The organism is Pseudomonas capeferrum, from assembly GCF_013523055.1.
Classification (GTDB): domain Bacteria; phylum Pseudomonadota; class Gammaproteobacteria; order Pseudomonadales; family Pseudomonadaceae; genus Aquipseudomonas; species Aquipseudomonas capeferrum_A.
In genome coordinates this window covers 36248-62283 of sequence record NZ_JAAMQM010000001.1, presented here as the reverse complement: position 1 = coordinate 62283, position 26036 = coordinate 36248, and the positions used below count along the sequence as shown (strand labels likewise).

21 protein-coding genes and 1 riboswitch are annotated in these 26036 nt (G+C 62.5%); of the genes, 5 read left to right on the top strand and 16 right to left on the bottom strand.

The genetic code is table 11. The annotated features are described in order from the left end of the window. Positions 1-23: 23 nt before the first annotated feature. The 9 genes from G7009_RS00315 to lpxO all read right to left on the bottom strand — a co-directional run bounded on the left by G7009_RS00315 (position 24) and on the right by lpxO (position 9090). Entirely contained in the window at positions 24-797 is a 774-nt protein-coding gene (locus tag G7009_RS00315; protein ID WP_181127990.1) for a ParA family protein, read from the bottom strand. Positions 798-996: 199 nt separating this feature from the next. Continuing rightward, entirely contained in the window at positions 997-2346 is a 1350-nt protein-coding gene (locus tag G7009_RS00310; protein ID WP_181127989.1) for an OprD family porin, read from the bottom strand. Further along, positions 2343-2783, bottom strand: coding sequence for a pseudoazurin (locus tag G7009_RS00305; RefSeq protein ID WP_181127988.1), 441 nt, complete (start codon positions 2781-2783; stop codon positions 2343-2345). Before G7009_RS00305 ends, G7009_RS00310 begins: the two co-directional genes overlap by 4 nt. 18 nt (positions 2784-2801) lie before the next feature. Beyond that, the gene (locus tag G7009_RS00300) at positions 2802-3593 is read right to left on the bottom strand and encodes an ABC transporter ATP-binding protein (protein ID WP_375139519.1); all 792 of its coding nucleotides are present in this window, start codon (positions 3591-3593) and stop codon (positions 2802-2804) included. Next, the gene (locus G7009_RS00295; RefSeq protein ID WP_181127987.1) at positions 3590-4606 is read right to left on the bottom strand and encodes a FecCD family ABC transporter permease; all 1017 of its coding nucleotides are present in this window, start codon (positions 4604-4606) and stop codon (positions 3590-3592) included. The genes G7009_RS00300 and G7009_RS00295 overlap by 4 nt, the downstream gene beginning before the upstream one ends. Then, positions 4603-5616: an ABC transporter substrate-binding protein gene (locus G7009_RS00290; RefSeq protein ID WP_181127986.1), complete on the bottom strand. Its 1014-nt coding sequence runs from the start codon at positions 5614-5616 to the stop codon at positions 4603-4605. The genes G7009_RS00295 and G7009_RS00290 overlap by 4 nt, the downstream gene beginning before the upstream one ends. Before the next feature lie 125 nt (positions 5617-5741). Next, a riboswitch (cobalamin riboswitch) is annotated at positions 5742-5938 on the bottom strand. A gap of 249 nt (positions 5939-6187) precedes the next feature. Beyond that, the gene (locus tag G7009_RS00285; RefSeq protein ID WP_181127985.1) at positions 6188-7141 is read right to left on the bottom strand and encodes an AEC family transporter; all 954 of its coding nucleotides are present in this window, start codon (positions 7139-7141) and stop codon (positions 6188-6190) included. Positions 7142-7612: 471 nt separating this feature from the next. Next, positions 7613-8182, bottom strand: coding sequence for a GNAT family N-acetyltransferase (locus G7009_RS00280; protein ID WP_181127984.1), 570 nt, complete (start codon positions 8180-8182; stop codon positions 7613-7615). Between the two features lie 8 nt (positions 8183-8190). Beyond that, positions 8191-9090, bottom strand: a complete 900-nt coding sequence (gene lpxO, locus G7009_RS00275; RefSeq protein ID WP_181127983.1) for a lipid A hydroxylase LpxO — start codon at positions 9088-9090, stop codon at positions 8191-8193. 267 nt (positions 9091-9357) lie between these two features. On the opposite strand from lpxO, the gene thpR reads away from it, so the two are divergent. After that, positions 9358-9957, top strand: a complete 600-nt coding sequence (gene thpR, locus G7009_RS00270; protein WP_181127982.1) for an RNA 2',3'-cyclic phosphodiesterase — start codon at positions 9358-9360, stop codon at positions 9955-9957. On the opposite strand, the gene G7009_RS00265 is transcribed toward thpR, so the two are convergent. Beyond that, the gene (locus G7009_RS00265; RefSeq protein WP_181127981.1) at positions 9942-10841 is read right to left on the bottom strand and encodes an AraC family transcriptional regulator; all 900 of its coding nucleotides are present in this window, start codon (positions 10839-10841) and stop codon (positions 9942-9944) included. The genes thpR and G7009_RS00265 overlap by 16 nt on opposite strands. Positions 10842-11019: 178 nt before the next feature. On the opposite strand from G7009_RS00265, the gene G7009_RS00260 reads away from it, so the two are divergent. Beyond that, positions 11020-12072, top strand: coding sequence for an NAD(P)-dependent alcohol dehydrogenase (locus G7009_RS00260; protein WP_181127980.1), 1053 nt, complete (start codon positions 11020-11022; stop codon positions 12070-12072). Positions 12073-12159: 87 nt separating this feature from the next. On the opposite strand, the gene G7009_RS00255 is transcribed toward G7009_RS00260, so the two are convergent. Next, positions 12160-13476 (bottom strand): hypothetical protein, encoded by a 1317-nt coding sequence (locus G7009_RS00255; protein ID WP_181127979.1) that lies wholly within the window; start codon positions 13474-13476, stop codon positions 12160-12162. A gap of 201 nt (positions 13477-13677) precedes the next feature. Here G7009_RS00255 and G7009_RS00250 point away from each other — a divergent pair, with 201 nt between their 5' ends. Continuing rightward, complete coding sequence (locus G7009_RS00250; RefSeq protein ID WP_181127978.1) at positions 13678-14874, top strand: sugar transporter; 1197 nt, start codon at positions 13678-13680, stop codon at positions 14872-14874. A gap of 297 nt (positions 14875-15171) precedes the next feature. Here the strand turns inward: G7009_RS00250 and G7009_RS00245 are convergent, their stop codons facing one another. Next, entirely contained in the window at positions 15172-16689 is a 1518-nt protein-coding gene (locus tag G7009_RS00245) for an MFS transporter (protein WP_181127977.1), read from the bottom strand. Positions 16690-16834: 145 nt separating this feature from the next. On the opposite strand from G7009_RS00245, the gene G7009_RS00240 reads away from it, so the two are divergent. Beyond that, positions 16835-18031, top strand: coding sequence for a maltoporin (locus G7009_RS00240; protein WP_181127976.1), 1197 nt, complete (start codon positions 16835-16837; stop codon positions 18029-18031). Positions 18032-18071: 40 nt separating this feature from the next. Here G7009_RS00240 and G7009_RS00235 read toward each other — a convergent pair whose 3' ends face one another. Both G7009_RS00235 and G7009_RS00230 read right to left on the bottom strand, forming a co-directional pair. Beyond that, entirely contained in the window at positions 18072-19226 is a 1155-nt protein-coding gene (locus tag G7009_RS00235; RefSeq protein ID WP_181127975.1) for a cysteine desulfurase family protein, read from the bottom strand. A gap of 502 nt (positions 19227-19728) precedes the next feature. Continuing rightward, the gene (locus tag G7009_RS00230; protein ID WP_181127974.1) at positions 19729-20655 is read right to left on the bottom strand and encodes a LysR family transcriptional regulator; all 927 of its coding nucleotides are present in this window, start codon (positions 20653-20655) and stop codon (positions 19729-19731) included. A gap of 137 nt (positions 20656-20792) precedes the next feature. Here G7009_RS00230 and G7009_RS00225 point away from each other — a divergent pair, with 137 nt between their 5' ends. After that, positions 20793-22022: an acyl-CoA dehydrogenase gene (locus G7009_RS00225; protein ID WP_181127973.1), complete on the top strand. Its 1230-nt coding sequence runs from the start codon at positions 20793-20795 to the stop codon at positions 22020-22022. A gap of 1024 nt (positions 22023-23046) precedes the next feature. Here G7009_RS00225 and G7009_RS00220 read toward each other — a convergent pair. Both G7009_RS00220 and G7009_RS00215 read right to left on the bottom strand, forming a co-directional pair. Further along, a complete protein-coding gene (locus G7009_RS00220) occupies positions 23047-24165 on the bottom strand; it encodes a TerC family protein (RefSeq protein ID WP_258197813.1) in 1119 nt (372 codons plus the stop codon). A 173-nt stretch (positions 24166-24338) separates the two neighbouring features. Further along, entirely contained in the window at positions 24339-25649 is a 1311-nt protein-coding gene (locus G7009_RS00215) for a substrate-binding domain-containing protein (protein WP_181127972.1), read from the bottom strand. Between the last annotated feature and the right edge of the window lie 387 nt (positions 25650-26036).

Sequence of the window (26036 nt, the reverse complement as noted above, 5' to 3'; positions counted from 1 at the left end):
TTCCCATGCCGGCACCGCCGCCCTCAGGCCGCCCGCTCCAGCGCATCGAGCAGGTCGACGAATTCGAGCGAAAGCTTGTGGCGCGGCGCCAGGTGGATGAGCGGCACCGACGCTTCATGGGACTCGCGCATCTTGACGGAACTGCTCAGGTAGACCGGCAGCACCGGCAATCCGTCGGCCAGCAATTCGTCCACCAGGGTCTGGTGCAGGGAGGCGCGACGGGCGAACTGGTTCACCACCACGCCCTCTATCCGCAACGACTCGTTATGGTCGCAGCGCAGTTCCTCCACCTGCGCCATCACGCTCTGCAGGGCTTGCCGTGAAAAGCTGTCGCAATCGAAGGGGATCAGCAAGCGGTCGGCCGCGACCAGCGCGCTAAAGGTATAGAAATTCAACGAAGGTGGCGTGTCGATATAGATCCGCTCGTAGTCGTCCGACAGCTCCACCAGCAGCTTGCGCAGCTTGTTGATCTTGAACTTGCTCTCGAGCTTGGATTGCAGATCGGCGAGGTCAGGACTGGCCGTGATCAGGTCCAGGTTCTGGTAGGCAGTCCGGGTGATCGCCGCGCGATTCTTTTTACTGCCAGGAGTGCTGGCCAGTGTCTGCTTGAAGAAGTCGGCGATGCCCGTGGGAATGTCATCCTTGACCAGACCGGTGAGGTAATGAGTCGAGTTGGCCTGGGGGTCGAGATCAACCAGCAGCGTGCGATAACCTTCGGCAGCACTGACGGCAGCAAGATTGCAGGCGATGCTGGACTTGCCTACGCCTCCTTTCTGATTGAATACGACACGACGCATGGGGCGGTTCATCCATGAAGATAGCCAGAGGCTGAAGGGGAAAGATGTCTATGTGAGGTCAATCCTATGACCAAAAGATGACAGTATTAAGTCAACGTCCCATGGAGTCTCCCTTGGCAGTTCCTTGTCAGCGAACCTGTCAGCAGACAGGCCCGTCATGGCCTCGGTAAGGCAACGATGCGCTGCCTTGCCACGCTCGTCAGAACCTGCCGGTGAGCGGGTACTCCACTGCCAGGCGAATCTGATCGCCATCGAGCTCAGCCTGCGCGGTATCTCCACGGTGCATGTTGTGCCGTAGCGAAAAGGTCGTGCCCTTGGCCTTGCCGCTCTGTACGACGTAGCGCGCTTCCAGATCGCGTTCCCAGTGCTTGCCGTCCTTGCCATAGCCCAGGTAGGCGTAGCCGCCACGAGGGTCGACGTGGCTGCCATCGATGTCGAAGCCGCGCACGTAGAGGGCCGTCAGATTCAAGCCAGGCACGCCCCAGGCGCCGAGATTGAGGTCGTAGCGGGCCTGCCAGGATTTTTCATTGGGTGCGTTGAAGTCCGACATCTGTACCGCGTTGCCGATGAAGATGGCGCCGCGGGTGACATAGTCGAACGGGGTGTTGCCGTCCACCGCCTGGTAGCCGAGGCCGAAGGTGTGCGGGCCTTGGCTGTAGCGCGAGATCAGGCTCCAGGTCGTATTGTCGATGCTCCCGGACAGTGCCTTGCCGGTGTCGGTGGTGCGATACAGGTTCAGGTCCAGGGTCAGGCTGCGTCGTTCATCCAGGGCGTGAGTGAAGGTACTGCCGAGATAGTGCTGGTTCCAGGTGTCTTCGTAGCGCGAGGTATAGAGGCTGGCGGTGAAGGCGTCGGCGGGACTGAAGACGATGCCGGCGAGATCGAAGCTGTTGCCTTGACGACCGTTCGAATAATTGACGACGAAACCCCGGTCGTGGCTCGAGGCGTTGCGGTCGGTGCTCTCGTTGAAATGGCCGGCGACCAGCTTGACCTTGTCGATTTCAGTGCTGGTAAGAAAGAAGCCGGTTGCGGTCTCCGGGAGCAAGCGGCTGTCCGAGGAACTGAAGACCGGAGTCTTGACCCGTTGCTCGCCGTAGGACAGCACGGTATTGGACATCCGCAGCTTCACCGCAGCGCCCGCGCGGCTGAATTCGTTCTTGGGATGACCGTCGTTATCGACACCCAGCAGGCGCGCCTTGCCGGCACGTCCGCCGCCGCTGTCGAGCTGCACGCCCAGGTAGGCATGAGCGTCGACCCCGACTCCGATCAGGCCTTGGGTGAAGCCGGACTGGAAGGTTCCCATGAGCCCGTATGCCCACTCCTCGGCCTTGCCGTTGCGCTCGCTACGTGGCTTGTAGGCGTTACGCGCGGCGCCGTTGCTCGCCCCGTGGCGATAATCGCGCTGGTCGAAGACGCTACGGTTGAGCACGCCCCAGGTACTGTCCTCGATAAAGCCTTTTGCGGAGGACTGCGCGGATTCCGCCAGGGCCAGGGGGGTTATGCCAAGCAGGGGCAGCAGCAGCGCCGCGCCATGATTCAGGCGGCTCATCGACTGGCCTCCAGTTGCTGTTGCTGAGCGCTAAGGCGAGCCTTGGCGCGCGGCGGCAGGCTGTCCGGAAGAGCGGCTGGTGCGCCCTTTGCGTCACCGACCTGGATCAGCATGACCATGCCCATGGCCAGGTGCGGTATGCACTGGATGCCGTACAGGCCAGGCACTGTAAAGGTCTGTTCGAAAGGCTGGTTGATCTTGCTCTTGAACGCCTGCGCACCGTCCGGCAGCAGCCCTGGCAGGCTGGCGGCGTTGTGGCCGCTCTGGGTCGGCAGGAAGCGCACGGTGTCGCCGGCCTCGATATGCAGGTGGTCCGGCTCGTAGACCATGGCGCCATCGGCGCCGCGGTTGAGCATCTTGACCTCGTGGACGTCGGCCAACGCGGTGGGCGCAAGGAGGGTAATGCACAGCAGCAAGGGCAGGGATCGAGACAGCATGGGAAAAGTGTCCATATTTCAAGGGGCGCGAAAGCGCAGGATGCATGCGCCGTCGAACGGGTCGGTGAGGTAATGGGCATGTACGCCGAAGGTCTTGAGCAGCCGTTCCGGGGTCAGCACCTCCAGAGGCGCCCCCAAGGCAACCAATCGACCTTTGTCGAGCACGGCCAGACGGTCGCAGGTCAGCGCCTGGTTGAGATCGTGCAGGGCGATCAGGGTGGTGACCGGCAGCGCCTGGACCCGTTGCAGCAGACTCAGCTGGTGCTGGATATCCAGGTGGTTGGTGGGCTCGTCCAGGAGCAGCAGTTGTGGGCGCTGGGCAAGGGCGCGGGCGATGTGCATCCGCTGCCGCTCGCCACCGGACAGGCTGCTCCAGGTTCGCTGGCGCAGGTGCAAGGCATCCACGTCGGCCAGGGCCTGATCGACAATGGCGGTGTCTTCGGCGGAAAACGGCGCCAGGGCCGACAACCAGGGCGTACGACCCAGCGCCACGGCGTCGAACACGCTGATGGCGTCATGGGTATCGGCCTGTTGTTCCACCAGCGCCAGGGCCTGGGCGATCTGCCGTCGCGGCTGGCGTGTCAGGGGCTGTTCCAGCAGGTAAACACTACCGCTGCTGGGGGTACGCAGACCTGCCAGTAGCTTGAGCAAAGTGGACTTGCCCGAGCCATTGGGGCCGACGATGCCCAAGGTCTCGCCCGGATTGACGTTGAGGTCGATGCCATAGAGCAACTGAGTATCGCGCACGCGGAAACCCAGGCCCTGGCATGCCAGCAGCGCGACCGGTGGGGCGGAGGTCATGATGTTCATCGTTGCTTCCTGCGGCTGACCAGGATCAGGGCGAACACGGGGGCACCGATCAGCGCCGTTACCACCCCCACGGGTATGACCTGGCCGGTGATCAAGGTCCGCGAAAGGATATCGGCGGCAATAAGGAACAAGGCCCCGCCCAACGCACTGGCCGGCAACAGGCGACTGTGACTGCCGCCCAACAACAGGCGCAGGGCGTGAGGGATGACCAGGCCGACGAAACCGATGGCGCCGACGATCGATACCATCACGGCTGTCACCAGTGCCGCGCAGGTAATCAGCAGCAACTGTACTCGGCGCACCGGGATGCCCAGCGAGGCGGCCGAATCGACCCCGAAGGTAAAGGCATCCAGTGCCCGCCGGTGCCAGAGGCATACCGCCAGGCCAGCCAAGGCCACAGGCACCGCCAGCCATACCGAGGGCCAGCGCACGCCACTGAGGTTGCCCAGCAGCCAGAAGAGGATGCCGCGCGCCTGCTCGGCACTGGCCGACTTGGTGATGAGGAAGGCAGTCAAGGCATTGAACAGCTGCGAGCCGGCGATCCCCGCAAGAATCACCTGGGCATTGTTGGCGGTGGGGCCGCTGGCACGGGCCAGCAGCAGGACCAGGGCAAAGGCCAGCAGAGCCCCGACGAAAGCACCCCCTGACAACGACAGGGCACCAGCACCCAGGCCAAGCAAGGCCACCATCACCGCACCCGTCGACGCACCCGCCGACAGGCCGAGCAGGTAGGGCTCGGCCAGCGGGTTGCGCAGCAAGGCCTGAAGAATTACGCCGCAGGTCGCGAGCCCGGCGCCGCAGGCGGCGGCAACCAGGGTACGGGTCAGGCGATAGTTCCAGACGATACCCTGGTCGATCGGGTCGACCAGATATCCGGCATCCCACAGGCGATTCGCCAGGACCTGGTAGACCACGCTCGGCGACAGCTGCGTTTCGCCGATGGCGATGCCGGCCAGCAGAGCCAGCAGCAGCGCGACCAGTGCCGCAGCGCTGTAAGGCAACAGACGTGTCATGGCTGGGGTGCTTTACCGGTGGCGAAAGCTTCAGCCAACACGTTCATGCCGCTGAACAGGCGCGTGCTGGCCTGCATGGCATGGGCGTCGAGAACGATGATCCGGCCTTGCTTGACCGCATCCATGTTTCGGGTCACAGGGTCGCTGCGCAGGAATTCGAGCTTCTTCTGGAAGTCATCGGCGGGAAAGCGGCGCCGATCCATGCGGGCAATCACCAACCAGGTCGGGTTGGCTTTCGCCAGGGTTTCCCAGCCCACGGTCGGCCACTCTTCATTGGACTCGACGACATTCCTGACACCCAGTGTGTCGAGCATGAAATCGGGAATACCCTTGCGCCCGGCCACATAGGGATCGATATCCAGGTCGGCGCTGGAGAACCAGAACAGCGCGCTGGCCTGCGACAGATCCTTGCCCTTCACCTTGGCCACGGCGTTGCCCATGCGAGCCTTGAGCTGGGCGTTCAGCGCCTCGCCTCGATCCTGCACATCGAAGATCTCGGCGAGCTGACTGACGCTCTTGTAGACACTGTCGATCCGGAAGGGCTGCAGGCGAGTACCATCGGCGCCGACCAGATTGTCCTTGCCCTCACAGTCGGAAGGCATCAGATAGGTCGGAATCTTCAGCTCGTTGAACTGCTCGCGAGTCCCCACCACACCTTGCGGTCCGACCATCCATTCCAGCTGGACGGCAAGCAGCTGCGGGCGCTTGTTGATGACGGACTCGAAGCTGGGATCGTTGTCGGCCAGACGCTCGACCTTGGCGTTCTGCGCCAGGTACTCGGGCAACACATCATTGAACCATAGCGAAGTGCCGACCAGCTTGTCGCCCAGGCCCAGGGCGTAGAGCATCTCGGTGCCCGCCTGGCCGATGGTCACGGCGCGCTGAGGCGCTTGCTCGAAGGTCTGCGACATACCGCAGTTTTCGATCGTCAGCGGATAATGCGTCGCGGCAGCCTGGGCAATGCCAGACAAGCCGAGACCGGCGAACAGGGTGAACAGACGAGGCAACATGGTGTGGCGATCTCCTATCATCGGTGCACGGGACATACGCACGGACAGGCATCGCCAGCCCCACGCGCAGAGCATGGGGCAACACCCCGGAAGGGGAGAGATGACCATCCCGGACACCCCGCCGGTTGGTTGATTCTGTGCCGGCAGGTCTCCTGACTGGTGCGTCGCGGCCCGGCTCCAGCCTTCCCGGGCAATCATCCCAGTGGCATCGATGGAGCAGGCTCGGCACCTACAGTTGCGGGGGCAGTTCCAGTTGGCATGCGCAAGGCAGCCGTGGATTCCCTGTTAGTTCCGTGTGGAAACCGGCGCGCGCATACTAGAGCGGCTGGCGCCAAGTCACAAGCTTCAAGGTCCGTTACAGCTGGAGCCTGCGCAGACGTACATGACGATGCAGTACCAAGTGAAACGTTATTTTATAACGTTATCCGTCTTGCTAGGTAACTCTTTTTTAGCGTTTGGAATGCGTGGGGCGGTGTGGTATCGCTGATGGCAGGGTGCGAGCCAACCCTGCCTCTTCACCTGGACCAGAATGCCGTGTTCCAGAAAGGCGGAATACTGTTGTATCACCGCTTCAAGCGGGAGGCTGCCCGAAGTGCATCCAGATGATCAGTGCCGTCAATGTGGCTAGCGACCCCAGTGTCGACACCAGAATAGTTCTCGAAATCAGCCCGGCTTCACGTCGGTAAAATTCCGCCAGCATGAATGGCCCAGTTCCCGTCGGCAGAGCACTGAGCAGCACTGCTGAATTTGCCCACAGCGGCGTCAACGCGAATACCTTGAACGCCAGTACCCAGGTGAGTAGCGGTTGACCCACCAACTTGATCGTGACCAGAGGCCAAGGATTGGCTTTCGTGTCCTTGGCGGCACTCGTCTTCCGGCCGAGGAAAAGACCGAGTGACACCAGAGCGCAAGGGGTTGTCGCCGCCGCGAGCATGTCCAGGAAATGTACGACAGGATCGGCGAGCCCACGGCCTGTAACGGCCCAGACTGCCCCCGCTATGGGAGCGATGACGAGCGGGTTTTTTGAGAGTGCTGTCACGACCACGGCAAAGGCTTTGCCCAGATGCTTTTCCGTCTGAAGTCCGATTTCGATAAAGACAACTGCAATGGCAAAAAGCAGACATACCACGATTAGCGTCGAAATGAGCGCGGGTTGCAGACCCTGGTGCCCAAAAATGATCGCGCACAGCGGGATGCCTATGTAGCCAGTATTCGCATAGCCTGCGCTCAGACCGTCAATGCTTGATGTCACCAGGCTGTGACCCGTGACAAGCCGCCAAACGACGGTGGCGGCGAAGATGAAAAGGGTGCCGGCGCCAAACGAGATGATAAATCCCGGTTGCCAGAGTTCAGCCCACGTCGCCGTAGCCGTCACTTTGAAGAGCAAAGCCGGAAGACAGAGCCATACCACCATCTTGTTGATTTCGGACGCAGCTTTCTCTCCGAGTCGATCGGTTTTCCGACAGATGTAGCCCACCAGAATCAAGGCAAATATAGGTAGAACAATAGCGAGTACGGTGTACATGGGTTCCACGTCAAGGAAGGGAATCAGGCGCCACCAGCTTAGTGTTGACTATCTATTCAGTCCAATGATTAATAAGTGCCGAATTGATGCGTTTGGTGAATTGATGATCGAGCTACGCCACCTCCGTCACTTCCTGACCTTGGCCGATCACCTGCACTACGGGCACGCTGCAGCGGCGGTCAATGTCACCCAGTTCCTTGAGTAGGCAAATCGCTGAAGTCAGCCTGCTGATGAACCAGCAAGGCGACCTGCCGATCCACGCCGGTGTCTATTACACCGCACCGAATACAAGCTGGACGGCAATTCGGAAGTGGCGGACAACACCAAGCTCAAGCGCGACGAGTATGGTTTCAAGGTAGGTCTGGCGTTCTGACCTGAGGTATTCGGCGGCAAGGCAGCTTCGACTCGGCCCCCTTGCAGAGCCGGATGACGAAGCGGTCGCTGTATCAGCCGGTCGTCAGGCTCAGGCGCTCATCGCCCGCGCCGACGCGAAACGCGTGCCTCGATATTCTTGCGTCCGATGAGCAGTGGTGGCTTCTCCACCACGGGCTCGTCGGCCAGCCATTTGTACATCACCAGGCAATCCACCAGGCCCAGTCGGGCGTGTCGATAGGCCTTTGGCAGTCGACCGACAATCTCGAAGCCCAGTTTCTGCCAGAGCGCCACGGCGGCTTCGTTACTGGCCACCACCGCGTTGAACTGCATGGCCAGGAAACCTTCCTGGCGCGCCAGCTTCTGCGAATGTTCGCACATGGCCCTGGCCACGCCTCGGCCGCGCGCAGCCTCGCAGACCATGTAGCCGCAATTGCTCACGTGTTTTCCCGGGCCGGCCGCATTGGCCTTGAGATAGTAGGCACCGAGCAGCTCGCCTCGGTCTTCCGCCACCAAACTGTGCAGTGGCAGTTCAAGCCAGAGCTGACGCCCCTGCTCGTAGGTCAGCGCAGGGTCGAGCGCATAGGTTTCGCGCGCCCCGACCACGGCGTGGAAGGTGGGCCAGAAGCGCTCGAAGTCTTCGACGGTCATGGAGCGAATAGTGATCATGAGCGGTTCTAGATATAGATGAAGACGAGCACCAGCGCGGCGACCACGGCCCATTTTTCCAAGTAGTAGCGAGTGCGGTTGCGCTTTTTCAGCGCCTTGCCGCGTTCGCGTACCTTGTAGATGCGCGTGAACAAGCGGTTGATGCCGCCGGTCTTGTCCTTGGCATCGTTCGGCGCGGCCGCCGCCGCCATGACGTGGCGGCTGAACCAGCGATTGAACGCGCTCGCCCAGCGGTACTTGAGCGGGCGCTCGACGTCGCAGAACAGGATGATCCGGTTGTGTTGCGTGGTATTGGCGGCGTAGTGGATATAGGTTTCATCGAAAATCACCGCCTCGCCATCGCGCCAGGAATATTTTTCGCCGTCGACATCGATGTAGCAGCCGTCATCGTTCGGTGTGTCCAGGCCCAGGTGGTAGCGATAGGAGCCCGCGTACGGATCGCGATGTCGGACCAGCTTCGCGCCAGGCGGCAAGGTGGCGAACATCGCTGCCTTGACCGAGCCGATTCCCTGCAGCAGTTCGGTGGTACGCGGGCACAGCGTCATCGCGGACGGATGGCTCTCGCCGTACCACTTCAGGTAGAAGCGCTTCCAGCCGGTCTTGAAGAACGAATTGAAACCCACATCGTCGTAATTGTCCGAGCGTTTGATTTCGCCGGCATGGAGCAGTTGCTGGGCTTCGGCGCGGATCTCCTGCCAATGCTCCTTGAGCGGCTGCAGGTCCGGGAATGCCTCGACCGGCAGGTACGGCTTGGACGGATGCCGAGAGAACAGGTAGAGGAAGGTGTTGATGGGGGCCAGGAAGCTGGAATGATCGCCCAACTGGCGACTCAGCTTGTGGCGCACCCGACCGCGCAGATGGACGTAGGCGATCGAGAAGACGAAAAGCAGGAGTAATGCGATTTTCATGGGCGAGATACTAGTCGATATGGCTATGCGCCAGGCACAAGCTTGCCAGCATAAACAATTGCGGCATGACTTTGTAGGGATTGTTGAAAGAGCAGGCTAGACCTTGGTTGCAACGTTCAAGTGCAGGCGAGGCGATAGGCCCAGGGTGAACTGCCCAGTTTTCATTCAACCTCAACGGACGGTCGTTGTCTGATAACGTTACCGAAAGCGCCTGTCTGGTTGCGCCAAGGCGCCTGACAATGACGATCGAACGAAGCAGGAGATGGCATGGTGAATGGCAGTCGAGCCGATAACGAGCCCTTCAAGCGGTTGTTCCTGGCACTCGAGTGCTCGGCGGCGCAGCGCCAGGCAATCGTGCAGTGGCGGCGTGCGCTGGGTCTGCGCAGTGGCAAGGCAGTGCCTGGCGAGAACCTGCACCTGACTCTGCTGTTTCTGGGGGACGTCAGCAGTGCCCAGGTGCCTTCCCTCTGCGCCGCCATCGACACCTTGCAGCGGCCTCGCGCGCCGGTGCGTCTGTGTCTCGATCGCCTGCAGGTGTGGCCTCGCAGCCGTGTACTGGTCCTCGAGCCGGAGCAATGTCCGCAGGTACTCAGTCGTCTCGTCTACGCTTTGCAACAGGCCTTGCTGCCGCTGGGCCTTGGCGAGCAGGCCCGTGAATACCGGCCTCACCTGACGCTCTCGCGTGATTTCAATGCCCAGGTGCCGGAAGCCTCTGTCGCACCGGAGTTCATCCTCGCTGCGCGGCACTTCACGTTGTTCGAGTCGCGCAAGGGGCGCTATTGGCCCCTGGCGCAGTGGCCATTGGTGGATCGAGAGGTCGACGAAAACAACTCGCCAGGGTCAACCGGCGGTCAGGCACTCTGGTAGGAGAGTTCTTCACCCGGGCTGCGGGCGAACGCTCGCTTGTACTCTCGACTGAATTGGGACGTGCTCTGATAGCCCACTCGGTGCGCTGCCTGGGCCACTCCCAGGCCCTCGCCGATCAACATCTGCTGGGCCTTGAGCAGGCGTAGCCGCTTGAGATACTGCATGGGCGCCAGGTCGGTGCAGCGTTTGAAATGCTCATGAAACGTCGACACGCTCATGTTCGCGCGGCTGGCCAGGTCGTCCACCGCCAAAGGCTCGGTATAGTGTTGACGCAAGTGGGCGAGGGCGGCGGCGATGCGCGCGAAGTGGCCCTGCTGCTCGACCAATGCGCGCAATACGCCTGCCTGTGGCCCGCGTAGCGCGGTGTAGAGGACTTCGCGCACTCGCGCCGGGCCAAGTACCCTGGCATCCAGCGGGTCCCGCAAGCAGCGAAGCAGACGCTCGACGCTCTCGCGCATGGCCGCGTCGAGCGCCGCCGAGGTCATCGACTGGGGTGTCTGGGCCTGTACCGCGGGGTCGGGCGGCAGGTTCATCTCCTTGACCAGCTCACCCAGCACGCCACGGTCGATGGCCACCGCCACGCCCAGCAACGGCGCCGCGGCCGTGGCGAAGGTCTCGCACATGAAGGGTACCGACAACGCTTGCACCAGGTAATGCCCGGCGCCGTATTCGAGGGTGCGTGGCCCCAGGCGGGCCAGCTTGCTGCCCTGGGCGAGGATCATCAGGCTCGGCTCGTAGATCTGCGGGCTGCTGGCGACATAATGGTCCCAGGTCAGCACCTCGACCTGCGGCAGATGGGTGGGCACGAAGCCCGGACGGCTGGCCAGGGACTTGATCAGCGCGCACAGGCTGGCATTGGCGTCGACGTGTTGGGTAATTTGCATAGTGGGCCAGGACGGAGAATCAGACACTGTCATCTTCGCAGATTACGGTCCGGATACCAGCAGAGCGGATGAATTCCAGAGAATCAGGCATGACTGCCGGAGGATTCCCGGTGGGCCCGGGAAGGGCGGTCGCACACACTGTGCGCCGTCAATCGTTTCACCCTTCATGAGGTCTTCAATGTATACCGCTATCGGCTACGCCGCCCAGACACCCACCAGCCCGTTGGCGCCAATGACCTTCGAGCGTCGCACTCCGCGCCCGGACGACGTGGCCATCGAGATTCTCTACTGCGGCGTCTGTCACTCCGATATCCACCAGGCGCGCAACGAATGGGGCATCGCCGTCTACCCCTTGATGCCGGGCCATGAAATCGTCGGTCGCGTCACGGCGGTAGGCGAGAAGGTGAGCCTGCACAAGGTGGGGGACCTGGTCGGCGTGGGCTGCATGGTCGACTCCTGCCGACACTGCGAGGCGTGCAGCGCCGACCTGGAGCAATATTGCCTGGAAGGTCCGACCCTGACCTATGCGACCCCGGATCGCGTCGATGGCAGCAACACCATGGGCGGCTATTCGAGCAGCATCGTCGTCAGCGAACACTTCGTCGTGCGCATTCCGCAGAGCCTTGATCCAGCGACCGCCGCACCGATCCTCTGTGCCGGTATCACGACCTATTCACCGCTCAAGCATCACGGTATCGGCCCTGGTCACAAGGTCGGCATCCTGGGCATGGGCGGCCTGGGCCACATGGGTATCAAGATCGCCAAGGCCCTTGGCGCCGAAGTGACTCTGTTCACCCGCTCCCAAGCCAAGGCCGACGAGGCACGTCGGCAGGGCGCCGATCATGTGATCGTCTCCACCGACGAGGCACAGATGCAGGCCGCGCTCGGTCGCTTCGATTTCCTGCTCGACACCATTCCGGTGCAGCACGATCTCAACCCGTACCTGGAAACCCTGAAGTTCGACGGCGTGCACATTCTCGTCGGCCTCATCGAGCCCGTGGCGCCACCAGTGCATGCCGCCAACCTGGTCACGAAGCGCCGCGTGCTCGCCGGCTCGCTGATCGGTGGCATCGCAGAAACCCAGGAGGTTCTTGATTTCTGCGCCGAGCACCGGATCAGCTGCGATATCGAGATGCTGGATATTCGCAACATCAACCAGGCCTACGAGCGGATGATCGCCGGCGACGTCAAGTACCGTTTCGTCATCGACATGGCCACGCTGCAGGCATGATGGAGGTGCCGCACGTCCAGCAAGCTGTTCAGCACCGGGCGGCGCGATCCGCCTGAACCTGCTGGATGTGCACCGTACGACCGCCCTCTACCAGGCCAGGGGGTGGTCGATGCCTTTCCAGAACAGCCAGCGTCGGTACTCGTGGTGCGCGCCGGTGCCGATCTGCCACTGCGGACGCTCGCTGTCCAACGTGATCAAGGAGATGAACCCGGCGTGGCTGGCGACCACCAGGGTCCGGCCATCCAGGCTGATGTCCATGGCCGTGATGGTCGAACCCAGGTAATGCTGCCAGTGCTCGGCCCCGTCTTCGCCGAAGGCCCGCAGGTAGCCGTGAGCGTCACCGACGATGTATTCGCCCTCCCGGGAAACCCCTGCGTAGATCCGTGCGCCATCCTGCAGTTGGGGTGTACGGCGGTCTTCGCTGTAGAAGTCGGTCTCCAAACCGGGCAGGTCCGCCACGCGCACGCCGAGGGTCGCGCCATGGTAGAAGTGGCAGGCGTTGAAGATCAGTTGATCGCCGCGGCGATTGAACAGGGCAAAGTGCGGGTACTCGCTCGCGGGGCCGATCTCGGCCAGGGTCCGCAGATGCTCGTCGAGCACCATGTGGTTGCTGCACTGCTCGCCGAGGGCGATCAGGCGACCGTCCGGGGACAGGGCCGCATGCTCCATGGTCAGGCCAAGGTTGATGTCGTCCGGATCGATGCCTTCGGCCAGCTCTTCGAGGATATCCGCCTCCCGGCGCAGCAGCCGGGTGGCGCCGTCCGGAGCAAGGACGAAGATGCCTTCGCCACTGACCAGCAGGGCTCGTCGACCATCGGGAAAGGGAATCAGCGCCGTGGGCGTGGGTGGCAGGTCGAACGGCTCGAACGGATAGCCGGGCGGCAGGCCTTCCAGCCCTTTGGGCCAGGCCAGGCGGGCGACCTGTGGCCCGCCCCAGCCATCGGTCAGGCGAACGCCTTCAGCGTTGGCCAGCGCAAAGTAGCGGCGCTGGGGACAACGGCCAAAATGCTCGACGCCAATCACCGGCGTCACGCTGTAATCGTCGATCTGGACCACCTGGCCCTTTTCGTGAGGCGTGCCGATGCGCGCCAGCAGACTGCCGTCCTCGAGCAACAGCACCTGCGCGATACCTTGGGCATGCTCGTCCAGGAGCGGCAGCAGGGGATGATGCGCTGGCGGCCAGGCCGCGCGAAAATCCTGCCGAGCCGCTTCGCTGGTGGTGGCCTGGTTGATTTCCCGCAGGGCAGCCTGCCAGGCCGGCAGCAGGTGTTCGGTCGGGTCGGGCGTGGGCTCTTCGAGGTGATCCCAGCCTTCCTCACGCCCTCGATCGACGTAGTGGTTGATGGCGTTTGCGTAAGCGATCACCGCCTGCTGCCACTGTTGCTGGGCGTGCTGTCTATCCATGAGCGGATCGGGCTCCTTGTTCCGCGGTGTATGGGGCTTCGGCTTCCATGGTACTCCTGTCCCGTGCCCGGTTGTGAGGCCCGGCCTTGGCGCGTACCATGCCACCATCCTTCCAATAATCAATCGCGCACCTGGGCGGCCTGTTCTAGAACATGGTCAATGTGTGCCCATTCCCTGTTTCCGGAGTCCATGATTTCCCCCATGAACAATTCCACCCCCGCAGCCACCGGCAGCTGGCTGAGCGTCATAGCCCTGGCCCTGGCGGCCTTCATTTTCAATACCACCGAGTTCGTGCCGGTGGCCCTGCTCAGCGACATCGGCCGCAGCTTCGACATGACCCCGGCCCAGGTCGGCCTGATGCTGACCATCTATGCCTGGGTCGTGGCCCTGGCCTCGCTACCGATGATGCTGCTGACTCGCAACATCGAGCGCCGCCGCCTGCTGCTGGTGGTGTTCCTGGTGTTCATTGTCAGCCACCTGCTGTCATGGGTGGCGCAGAGTTTCGCCATGCTGCTGGTCAGCCGGATCGGCATCGCTCTGGCCCACGCGGTGTTCTGGGCCATCACCGCGTCACTCGCCGTGCGCGTGGCGCCGCCGGGCCAGCAGGCCAAGGCATTGGGGCTGCTGGCCACCGGCACCACCCTGGCGATGGTCCTGGGGATTCCGTTGGGACGGGTGGTCGGCGAGGCATTGGGCTGGCGCGTCACCTTCCTGAGCATTTCCGGCGTGGCCCTGGTCACCTTACTGTGCCTGATGAAGTCGCTGCCGCTGCTGCCCAGCCAGAACTCCGGCTCGCTGCGCAGCCTGCCCATCCTGTTCAAGCGCCCGGCGCTGATGGTCGTCTACGTGCTGGTGACCCTGGTGATCACGGCGCAGTTCACCGCCTACAGCTACATCGAGCCGTTCGCCCTGCACGTGGCGCGGATCAGCGGCGAACAGACCACGCTGTTGCTGTTGCTGTTCGGCGGCGCTGGCGTGGTCGGATCGGTGCTGTTCAGCCGCTACAGCGAGCGCTTCCCGCAAGGGTTCCTGGTCGGCTCCATCGCCTTGCTGGCCACCTGCCTGTTGCTGCTCCTGCCGCTGTCCGGCCATTTCCCGGTCTTCGCCGCGCTGAGCATGCTCTGGGGCATCGCCATCCTCAGCTTCAGCCTGTCGCTGCAGTCCAAGACGCTCAAGCTGGCATCGGACGCCACCGACGTCGCCATGGCGCTGTTCTCCGGTATCTACAACATCGGCATCGGCGGTGGCGCCTTGCTGGGCAGTATCGTCAGCAGCCAGTCCGGGGTGGCGAACATCGGCCTGGTGGGCGGTAGCGTGGCCCTGGTGGGCCTGGTGCTGAGCGTTGTCGGCATCAGGCGTTTTGCCGACGCCGAAGCGACAGCGCCGGCGCTCAAGTAGAGCGCGATCGAGCCACGTCCCGACCGATGTCGGGGCATGGCTCGAAGTCGGTGAAGAGGGCCGCAGGGTAATGCTGGCCAGTCAAGGAAAGTCATCAAATTTCGTTGGCTGGCGTTCTTGGCTAGCTTCCGAATTCTCCAGTGACGCTGCTGGCCTATCGCGGGACAAGCCCGCTCGCCACGGAGGACACTTCACACCGGTGGCGAGCGGGCTTGTCCCGCGATAGGCCAGCAGCGTCACTGGAATTCCAGAAGCCGAAGGCAGAGCGTCAGCATGTGAACCGATGGCCGTCCCTCCCTATTGCGTGGACAGCTGCGCCGAGCGCCCCAGTGGCTCGGGCTCGTCGTCGTGCGCCTGCGATAGCGGCCGCGCCACGTGCTCCAGGGATTTGCGCTCCGAAGCCACGCCCCAGAGCGCCTGGACCAACCCGGCAATGATCATCAGCCCTGCGCCGATCAGATAGCCATACAGCACGTTGGTCCGGCTTCCCGTCTCGATCAGCGCGCCGAACAAGGTCGGACCTATCATCCCACCCAGCCCGGTACCGAAGGCATAGAACACGGCGATGGCCAATGCGCGGATTTCCAGCGGGAAGGTTTCGGCAACGGTCAGGTAGGCCGAGCTGGCGGCGGCCGAGGCAAAGAAGAAGATCACCATCCAGGCGATGGTCTGCTGGGTGACATCGATCAGTTCCTGCTGGAACAGGTAGCCGCTCAGGGTCAGCAGCACGCCCGAGATGAAATAGGTGGCGCTGATCATGATCTTGCGACCGACCACGTCGAACAACCGACCCAGCAACAGTGGACCGCAGAAATTGCCCAGCGCGAACGGCAGGATGTACCAGCCGATATGTTGCGAAGGCACGTCATAGAAGTCCGTCAGGACCAGCGCATAGGTGAAGAAGATCGCGTTGTAGAAAAACGCCTGCGCGGTCAACAACGTCATGCCGACCACCGCGCGGCGGCGATGAACGACGAACAGGCTGTGGAACACCTCCTTCAGAGGTGTGTGATCGCGGGCGTGCAGACGCAGGGGCTTGCCCTCGATAGGCGGCAGCGCGATACCTCGTTCGTGATAATGACGTTCGATATCGGCCACGATACGTTCGGCTTCCTCGGGCTGGTTGTGGATCATCAGCCAGCGCGGGCTCTCCGGCAGCCACAGGCGCATCAGCATGATCACCAGGCCCAGCGCCGCGCCGATGCCGAAGCACAGGCGCCACCCCAGCTCGCTACCCACCCATGCCGGGTCCAGCAGCACGATGGAGCCCACCGCCCCGAGGGCCGCGCCGATCCAGAAGGTCCCGTTGATGGTCAGATCGACCCAGCCGCGAAAACGCGCCGGGGTGAACTCCTGAATGGTCGAATTGATTGCCGTGTATTCACCGCCAATGCCGGCCCCGGTCAGGAAGCGGAACAACAGGAAGCTCCCGAGATTCCATGAGAACGCCGTCGCCGCCGTCGCTCCGATGTAGAGGAACAAGGTGATGAAGAACAGCTTGCGCCGGCCCAGACGGTCAGTCAGCCAGCCGAAGAACAGCGCACCGAGCACGGCACCGGCGATGTACACCGCTCCGGCCAGGCCGATGTCGGTATTGCTCATGTGCAACGCGGGACTGTCCTTCAAGGCGCCGGACACCGAGCCTGCGAGCGTCACCTCCAGGCCATCGAGCAGCCAGGTGATGCCTAGCGCGAACACCAGCAAGGTATGAAAGCGACTCCATGGCAGACGATCGAGGCGGGCGGGAATGTCTGTCTGGTAAAGACGCTCATTCGCGGATGAGGCGGCGGGTTCGCCGAGGGCTTTGGTCGTCATAGCAACTCCTGTTCGCTGACGGGATCGGTTAGGCGATGGAGCGATCGGAGGCGGCACTAGTTCAAAATTGCACTTTTAGGCATCGGCCGCGGTCAGTTTCGCTGGTAGCTTCGGAGGACAAAGAATGCACAACGGCGGGTCATGGATGAAAGCGGGCAGCGTGGCGGCAGCGATGACGTTGTCGGTGGGTGCCCAGGCACTTGAGTTTTCGGGTTATGGGCGTATCGGCATTGGCGAGAGCCTGGGAGGCGACGGCCGCCAGTCCTGTTTTCAGTTACCGGGGGCGCCGGCCAAGTACCGCTTGGGCAATGAGTGCGAGACGTACTGGGAGCTGGAACTGAAACAGGAAGTCTATCGCGGCGATGACGGCACAAAGGTGACCCTCAACGGGATGGCCAGCCTGGTGGAGCAGTACAACCACTTTCCCGATTTCGGCGGCGACACCGGCAGCATTCGAATGCCTCAAGTCTGGGCGGGGGTACAGTCGCCGGTGTTCAACGACGCCACCCTCTGGGTAGGTCGACGCTACTACAAGCGACACGATATCCACATCAACGACTTCTATTACTGGAACCCGAGCGGCACCGGCGCGGGCATCGACAACTACAAGTTGGGCCGCTACCTGGTGAGCTACGCCTTTACCCGCGAGGACACCATCGAGCAGAAGCACAAGGCCAATCGTCACGACTTCAACCTGGGCGGCATTCGCCCCAACCCCAATGGGGACCTGGAACTGGGCTTGAGCATCATCCAGAAGCCCGGCCATGTCGAAGGCGCCCACAGCGGCTGGTCCATGACGGCCGAACACGATCAGGATGGATTCCTGGGCGGCGAGAACCGTTTCGTCGTGCAATATGGCGAAGGCCCGGGCATCGGCCTGGGCCAGACCGGAGACCTCACCGCAGGGCGTCAGACGCGCAGCTGGCGGATCCTCGAATCCCCGCAGTGGCAAGTAACGCCCGAATTTGGCGGGGCCTTGCTGGCGCTGATACAGAAGACCAAGGCGCCGGATGACCAAGGCTATACCTGGTATTCCTTCGGGGTGCGTCCGAGCTATGCCTTCAGTGAGCATTTCAAGCTGGTGCTGGAAGTAGGCCACGACCAGATCGAGCCGGACAGAGGCGGCACGCGCAAGCTCGACAAGATCACCCTGGCGCCGACCCTCAGCATGGGCAAGGCCTTCATGGCGCGCCCGGAGCTGCGCTTCTACGTCACCTATGCGCGTTGGAACCGCGCCGCCCAGCAAGCCGCCGACAGCGGGACGGCGCTGGCGGCCGACGGACCTTATGGCGCCCAGCTGCATGGCGTCAACGCGGGTATCCAGATGGAGACCTGGTGGTGACGGCCGCGTGCCGCTTGCGACAGGCGAGCGGACCCTGCGATCACCATGGCGTCGAAGAAGTCGACCTGAGCGCCCGTGAAACTACCTCGAGCACCTGGTCCACTTCCACCTCCGTGGTATAGCGGCCCAGGCTCACGCGCACGCTGCTGCGCGCCTGCGCCTCATTCAGCCCGAGTGCCAGAAGCACATGCGAAGGGGCATTGGCGGCGGAGTTGCAGGCTGACGTGGAGGACAAGGCGATTTCACCCGCCACGGTCGCACTGTTGAACCCGAAACTGTCGATACGCAGGTTCAGCGTGTGCGGAACACGTTCGACCTTGCAGCCATTGAGGCTCACGCCGGGAAAACTCAACAGGCCATCGAGCAGGCGTTCGGACAGGCGCTCGATGCGTTGATGCTCGGCGTCACCGGGCTGGCCGGCGAGGGCGAAGGCACTGCCCATCCCGACGATCTGATGGGTGGCCAGCGTGCCTGAGCGCAGACCGCCCTCATGACCGCCGCCATGCATCTGCGCGCGCAACCCTGGGCGCGCCCGCGCGCCGACATAGAGCGCGCCGATGCCCTTGGGGCCGTAGACCTTGTGCGCCGAAAACGACATCAGGTCGATGGCCATCCGTTGCAGATCGATCGTCACCTTGCCGATCGCCTGGGCCGCGTCCACATGGAACAGCGCGCCGTGTTCACGCACCAGCGCGCCGATACTGGCGACATTGGTGAGCGTGCCCAGCTCGTTGTTCACGGCCATCAGTGAAACCAGCACGGTGTCCGGGCGCAGTGCCGCCCGGACCGCGTGTGGCTGGATCAACCCGCGCGCATCGGGTTTGAGATACGTGACCGAATGGCCCTGGCATTCGAGTTCGGCGACAGTGTCGAGGACAGCCTTGTGCTCCAGGGCACTGGTGATGATATGACGGAGCCCACCAGCGCCCTGGAGAATGCCCTTGATCGCCAGGTTGTTCGACTCCGTCGCGCCGGAGGTCCAGACGATGTCATCCGCCTCGGCGCCCACGCAGTGCGCGACCTGCGCTCGAGCCTGCTCCACCAGCGTGCGCGCGGCCTGGCCATGGGCATGGCCACTGGAGGCGGGGTTGCCGAAATGAGCGTGGCGGCCCAGGCAGGCGAGCATGGCTTCGATGACCCGCTTGTCGACGGGGGTGGTGGCGGCGTAGTCGAAGTAGAGTGGCATGGCGTGCATGGAGAGGGCGTCCGTCCGGGAAATATGATCAGGACACAAGGGTACTCAACCAAAGGCAGGGTTTTTTTATGTTATGGCGTGAGATTTAACGGTTCTGCAAGAAATTAATTCTAATTTCTTTAATTTTCATGGAAAAAAATTCCTGAGGGTTATGTCGGGGTCTGACGGCGTCACTGCGGATGTTCCGGTATTCCGGCACGTCGTAGTGTCGTTGAGGAAAGGGATGCGGTTGCAAGGAGAGATTTGCTGTGTAGCCGAAGGTCCTGTCGCGGGGCAAGCCCGCTCGCCACCGGTTCCAGGCAAGTCTTGAGGGTTGATGCGACTCCGCTGCCAGGTCCATGCTGGCACGCTGGCTTGAGCAGGCCCGGTGGCGAGCGGGCTTGCCCCGCGACAGGGCCTTCGGCTACGTCACAAATCTCAAACCCCAAGAACCAGAATCGCTCAATCGACGCACACTGCGTCATACCGGAATGCTCAACCGCCCCCATGAGACTTGTAAACGCTACACCACTTGCGCCTGACGCTCCTCCTGCGCCACCACCCCCTGGCACAACTCGATGATCTGCTCGCGCATCCAGCGATTGGCCGGATCCTGATCCGTGCTTTCATGCCAGTAGAGGTGCGTCTCGAGTTCGGGCACCTGCACCGGCAGCTCGAGATAGCGCAACTGATGCCGCCGAGCGAAGCGTTCCGGGACCGTCATGACCATGTCCGTCTGCTGCAGGACCTGGGACGCCATCAGGTAATGCTGCGAGCGCAGCGCGATCTTGCGTTGCATCCCCATCTTGCCGAGCGCCAGGTCGACATAGCCCAGGCCATTGCGACGGCTCGAGATATGGATGTGGGTCAGGGCCAGATAACCGTCCAGCGTCAACTTGCCCTGTGCCAGCGGATGCCCCTGGCGCAACGCGCAGACGTAGCGGTCCTGCATGAGCTTGACGTGGCGCACTTGCGGGTCGGTATTGAGCGGCGCATCGACCGCGAAATCCAGGCGACCCGCGGCAAGCTCCTTGGTGGTCTCGCGACGCTTGCACAGGAAACTGTCGATCACCAGCGCCGGGGCGAGGCGGCGCAAGCGCTGGAACAAAGGCGGCAGGATCACCGCCTCGGTGAGGTCGGTCATGCTGATGCGGAACGTCTTGTTGGCTTGCAACGGGTTGAAGATGCGGCTTTCCTGAACCGAGGTACGCAGCAGCGCCAGAGCATTGCGCACGGGACCGATGATGTTCTGGGCCATGGGCGTCGGCACCATGCCCTGGGCCGTGCGCACGAACAGCGGATCGTTGAAGGTCTCGCGCAGCCGGGCCAAGGCATTGGACACCGCCGGCTGCGTGATGCCGACGATCTGACCCGCCCGGGTCAGGTTGGCCTCGGTGTAGATGGCATCGAAGACGATGAACAGATTAAGGTCGACCTTGCTCAGGTTCATGGGCGCTGCTCTTGTAGGAATTATGGGGCAGATCTTATATCGGTTATGAATGCCAATACACGATGAAAATGGATTAGGTGGATAACGGTGCGCTGCTCTAGGCTCAATCCATGTTCTTGCCCTTGAGGTAACGTCTGATGGATTTCGCCTATTCACCCAAGGTCCAGGCGCTGCGTGAGCGCGTGACAGCGTTCATGGATGCGCATGTCTATCCTGCCGAACCGGTATTCGAACGCCAGGTTGCCGAGGGCGACCGCTGGCAGCCTACCGCGATCATGGAAGAGCTCAAGGTCAAGGCCCGCGCCGAGGGACTGTGGAACCTGTTCCTGCCCGATTCGGAGCATGGCGCCGGGCTGAACAATCTCGACTACGCGCCCCTGGCCGAGATCATGGGCCGCTCCCTGCTGGGACCGGAGCCGTTCAACTGCTCGGCACCCGATACCGGCAACATGGAAGTACTGGTGCGCTACGCCAGCGAAGAACAGAAGCGCCAGTGGCTGGAGCCGCTGTTGCGCGGCGAGATTCGTTCCGCCTTCGCCATGACCGAACCGGACGTGGCTTCCTCGGATGCCACCAACATGGCCGCCACCGCTATGCGGGATGGCGGCCATTGGCTCATCAATGGACGCAAGTGGTGGACGTCCGGCGCCTGCGATCCGCGCTGCAAGGTGTTGATTTTCATGGGCCTGAGCAACCCTGAAGGCCCACGTCATCAGCAGCACTCGATGATCCTCGTGCCGACGGATACGCCCGGGGTGAAGATCATCCGCCCGTTGCCGGTGTTCGGCTACGACGACGCCCCCCATGGCCACGCCGAAGTGCTGTTCGAGAACGTACGGGTGCCTTACGAGAACGTGCTGCTCGGCGAGGGCCGTGGCTTCGAGATCGCCCAGGGCCGTCTCGGTCCAGGCCGCATCCACCATTGCATGCGCTCGATCGGCATGGCCGAGCGCGCCCTCGAGCTGATGTGCAGGCGCGCCGTCGAGCGCACCGCCTTTGGCAAGCCCCTGGCGCGCCTGGGCGGCAATGTCGACAAGATCGCCGATTCGCGGATGGAGATCGACATGGCCCGCCTGCTGACCTTGAAAGCCGCCTACATGATGGACACCGTCGGCAACAAGGTCGCGCGCAGCGAAATCGCCCAGATCAAGGTCGTCGCGCCGAACGTGGCCCTGCGGGTCATCGACCGGGCCATCCAGATGCATGGCGGCGCCGGCGTCAGTGGCGACTTCCCGCTGGCGTACATGTATGCGATGCAACGCACGCTGCGTCTGGCCGACGGTCCTGACGAAGTGCACCGGGCGGCGGTCGGGAAGTATGAGATCGGCAAGTATGTGCCAAGGGAAATGCTGCGTAGCGGGGGTTAGGATTCCAGCGGCTGAAGTGAGAGAAGGCTGGGGCTCTAATGCCAGTCAGTTAAAGGAAGTCAAATTTTGATGCAGTAACTGAGGTTCGGCTTCCGAATTTCATTGATGCTGCGGGCCCCATCGCGGGACAAGCCCGCTCGCCACCGGATGCGTGGTCTTCCTACATCGCGCACCTGTGGCGAGCGGGCTTGTCCCGCGATGGGGCCCGCAGCGTCGCTGAAGATTCTAGAAGCCGAAGGCTAGGCATCAGCATTTGAACCGACTGCTTTCTTTAATTGACCGGCATTAGGGCAGGGGCCCAGGTTGACGACCTTGTCTCAAGCTTTTGGCGCCGCTCCCCGATAGCTTCTACACGGGGCCGTGCAAGCCCATTTAATGCAGAACCGAATCGAATAGGTTCGTGCAAGCCGAAAGGCCAGACTTGCCATCCGACATCAAACGGTTTTCCTTGTCTGACTGTCATTGGATTCGACCCTTTCGGAAGATGATCCGCCAGCCTGGGCAGTGTTCTCACCGCCATGCAGGGAAGGTACAGCCTCCGCTGTCCCTGATGTTGTCCCCGGCGCTGTCTCCCTCGAACTTTCACCCCGGGTTCTGAACAACGACACCACTACCCCACCTACCAACAGCCCCATCGTCACAAAGGAAGTCAAATTTTGATGCAGTAACTGAGGTTCGGCTTCCGAATTTCATTGATGCTGCGGGCCCCATCGCGGGACAAGCCCGCTCGCCACCGGATGCGTGGTCTTCCTACATCGCGCACCTGTGGCGAGCGGGCTTGTCCCGCGATGGGGCCCGCAGCGTCGCTGAAGATTCTAGAAGCCGAAGGCTAGGCATCAGCATTTGAACCGACTGCTTTCTTTAATTGACCGGCATTAGGGCAGGGGCCCAGGTTGACGACCTTGTCTCAAGCTTTTGGCGCCGCTCCCCGATAGCTTCTACACGGGGCCGTGCAAGCCCATTTAATGCAGAACCGAATCGAATAGGTTCGTGCAAGCCGAAAGGCCAGACTTGCCATCCGACATCAAACGGTTTTCCTTGTCTGACTGTCATTGGATTCGACCCTTTCGGAAGATGATCCGCCAGCCTGGGCAGTGTTCTCACCGCCATGCAGGGAAGGTACAGCCTCCGCTGTCCCTGATGTTGTCCCCGGCGCTGTCTCCCTCGAACTTTCACCCCGGGTTCTGAACAACGACACCACCACCCCACCTACCAACAGCCCCATCGTCACCCCCAGCGACAGCAGCGCGGGAACCTTGCCGATCAAGCCGTGATAGAAGATCTTGCAGCCGATGAAGATCAAGACCAGCGCCAAGGCGTACTTGAGGTAAACGAAGCGGTGCATCAGCGCGGCCAGGGCGAAGTACAGCGAGCGCAGGCCAAGGATGGCGAAGATGTTCGAGGTGTAGACGATGAAAGGGTCCTGGGTGATGGCGAAGATCGCCGGCACGCTGTCGACCGCGAACACCAGGTCGGCCAGTTCGATCAGTACCAGGGCGAGGAACAGCGGCGTCGCATAGCGCAGGGTCCGAGACTGGCCTGGCGGAGCGAGACGCACGAAGAAACGCGCGCCGTGCAGGCCGTCCGTGACGCGCAGGTGCCGGCACACGAAACGCAGCGCGGGGTTGCTGGCCAGGTCCGGATGGCTGTCTTCCCTGGACAGGGCCATCTTGACGCCGGTAAACAGCAGAAAAGCGCCGAACACGTAGAGGACCCACTCGAAATTCTGCACCAGCGCTGCGCCGACGCCGATCATGATCGCCCGCAGGACCACCACGCCGAGGATGCCCCAGAACAGCACGCGGTGCTGGTAGCGGCGGGGAATGGCGAAGAAGCCGAAGATCATCGCCATGACGAAGACATTGTCCATCGACAATGACTGTTCGACCAGAAACCCTGTGTAGAACTCCATGGCCGACTGTGCGCCCAGTTCATGCCAGACCCACACGCCGAACAGCACGCCGACGCTGAAATAGCCGGAATAGAGCAACAGGCTTTCACGCATCTCGATCTCGCGGTCCTGGCGGTGCAAAACGCCCAGGTCGAGGACCAGCAAGGCAATGACGATGGTGATGAATACCAGCCACAGCCAAGCGCTGGTCCCGAGAAACGGCGTGGTGAGAAACGTCTGTAGAGCTGTCATGAGCCCCTCCTTGATTGTCGATGTTGCGTTGGCAACAGTGATTCCGACATGGCGACTTGGCGGTCGTCAGAGGGGCCCGGCATCACTAGGCTTGAGCCTAGACCGACATGCGCGAGGTGCCGAACGGAGGCTTGTTACATTTCTTTGCCTGGTGGTGAGGCATGGCGGTGACTTCAGTAGACCCACACCTCGACTCGGCGATTGCGCAGGCGACCTTGCTCCAGGTCGTTGCCCGCGACCGGCATCTGGTCGCCCAGACCGATCAGGTCCTTCGGTTCGATGCCACCGCGTGCCAGCTCGCGGCGCACCGCCTGGGTTCGCAGGCGCGAGAGCAGGGCGGCGCGGCCGGGTGTCTGCTTGGGGTCGCCGAAGCCGACCAGCACGACCTGGTCGCGCAGCTTGCCGGTCCTGCGCAGGTAGTCGGTAACCCGTTGGACGTCACGCAAGGCCTTGTTGTCCAGGCTGGCGCTACCTTCCTGGAAACGAAAGTTCACCGACAGGCGCTTGGCGCCCTCCGCCAGCGCTCGGTAACGCGGCGGCATGCCCGCGCGGGCGGCCATGGGCGACGCCTCGACCTGCTGGGAGATGAACCCCTGCTCGGCAACGATGGCTTGCCCGGCCGAGCTTTGCGCGAAGTCGGCCAGGGCCCTGGCCAGTGGGTGTGCCGTGTTTTCGGGCAGGTAGAAAAACAACCGTCGCGACAAGGGATAGTCCTCGCTCGCCACCCGCGCCGGACTCGGCAGCAGGGCGGGAGCCTGACCTTCGGCGATCGCCAGTACCTTGGCCTCGTGCACGGCGGCCAGGCTACTGAAACCGATGGCCTGGCGGTCGGTGTTGACCCGATCGGCCAGCGTGTCGCTGGATTCGAAGCGCTGCGCCAGGGCACTCAACGTGGTCCGATGCGGATCGAGGACCAGCCCCTTGAACGTCTCGAAGGTCCCGGAACGGTCGTCGCGTGCATACAGGCGGATCGCTCCACCTGCGATGCCCAGTTGTTCCCAGCGCTGGATCTCGCCGGAGAAGACCTGCGCCAGTTGTCGCGTGGTCAGTTGCGACAGGGGATTTTCCGGGTGGACGATAATGGCCACGCCATCCAGGCCGATGATCTGCTCCGAGCGCGCGCTGCGCAGATCGCCCAGTGCCTGCAACCGGCTGGCCTCTTTCTCGCCGATCGGCCGTGAGGAAGCAGCCAGGTCGGCATCGCCGCTGCCCAGGGCGGCGAAACCCGTACTCGACCCATGGGCGGCGATATCGATACGGATGGGCTCTGCGGCGGCGCTGTATGCCGACAAGGTCTGTTCGTTGGCCACGGGCCCTGGACGTTGCCGTATATCACGGGCGCCCTCGGCCAGGAGCAGGCCGCGCACCAGCGCCGGGGCGAGCGTGGCGCCTATCGTGTTGGACCCCTGGATGCGCAAGTGCACAGGATCGGCCCACGCCAGGGAGGACAACAGGCAGAGCATGAAGCACAACGGACGCGGCATGCCGACGAACCTCTGGCACGGAGTTGGCGCGCAGATTACGACAGTTGCATGAACACTATGTGACGCTAACTCCTCACTACGCCGTTGGATGGACCTCCCATAAGCGGCATTTGCCTATGGCCGCGGTCGCCGAATCGGCCATTTCCTCGCTGGCAAACTGCACCAACCGAGATTCGCAGACCCCTGGCGGTAACAGTCTGCGACAGTTGGTGGGGCGACCGCGAAAGGTTCGGCGTTTACATGTTGAGGGGGCAGCGGACGATTGCGCTCAATGACAGCCGCCAGACCTTGTAGATACTTGAACAGGCATTGCCGATCAGCGTGACGCAAGTGATCCGCTATCTGCTCCTAGTCCGGGCGCTTGAGTGATACCCGGAAGCAATAGGG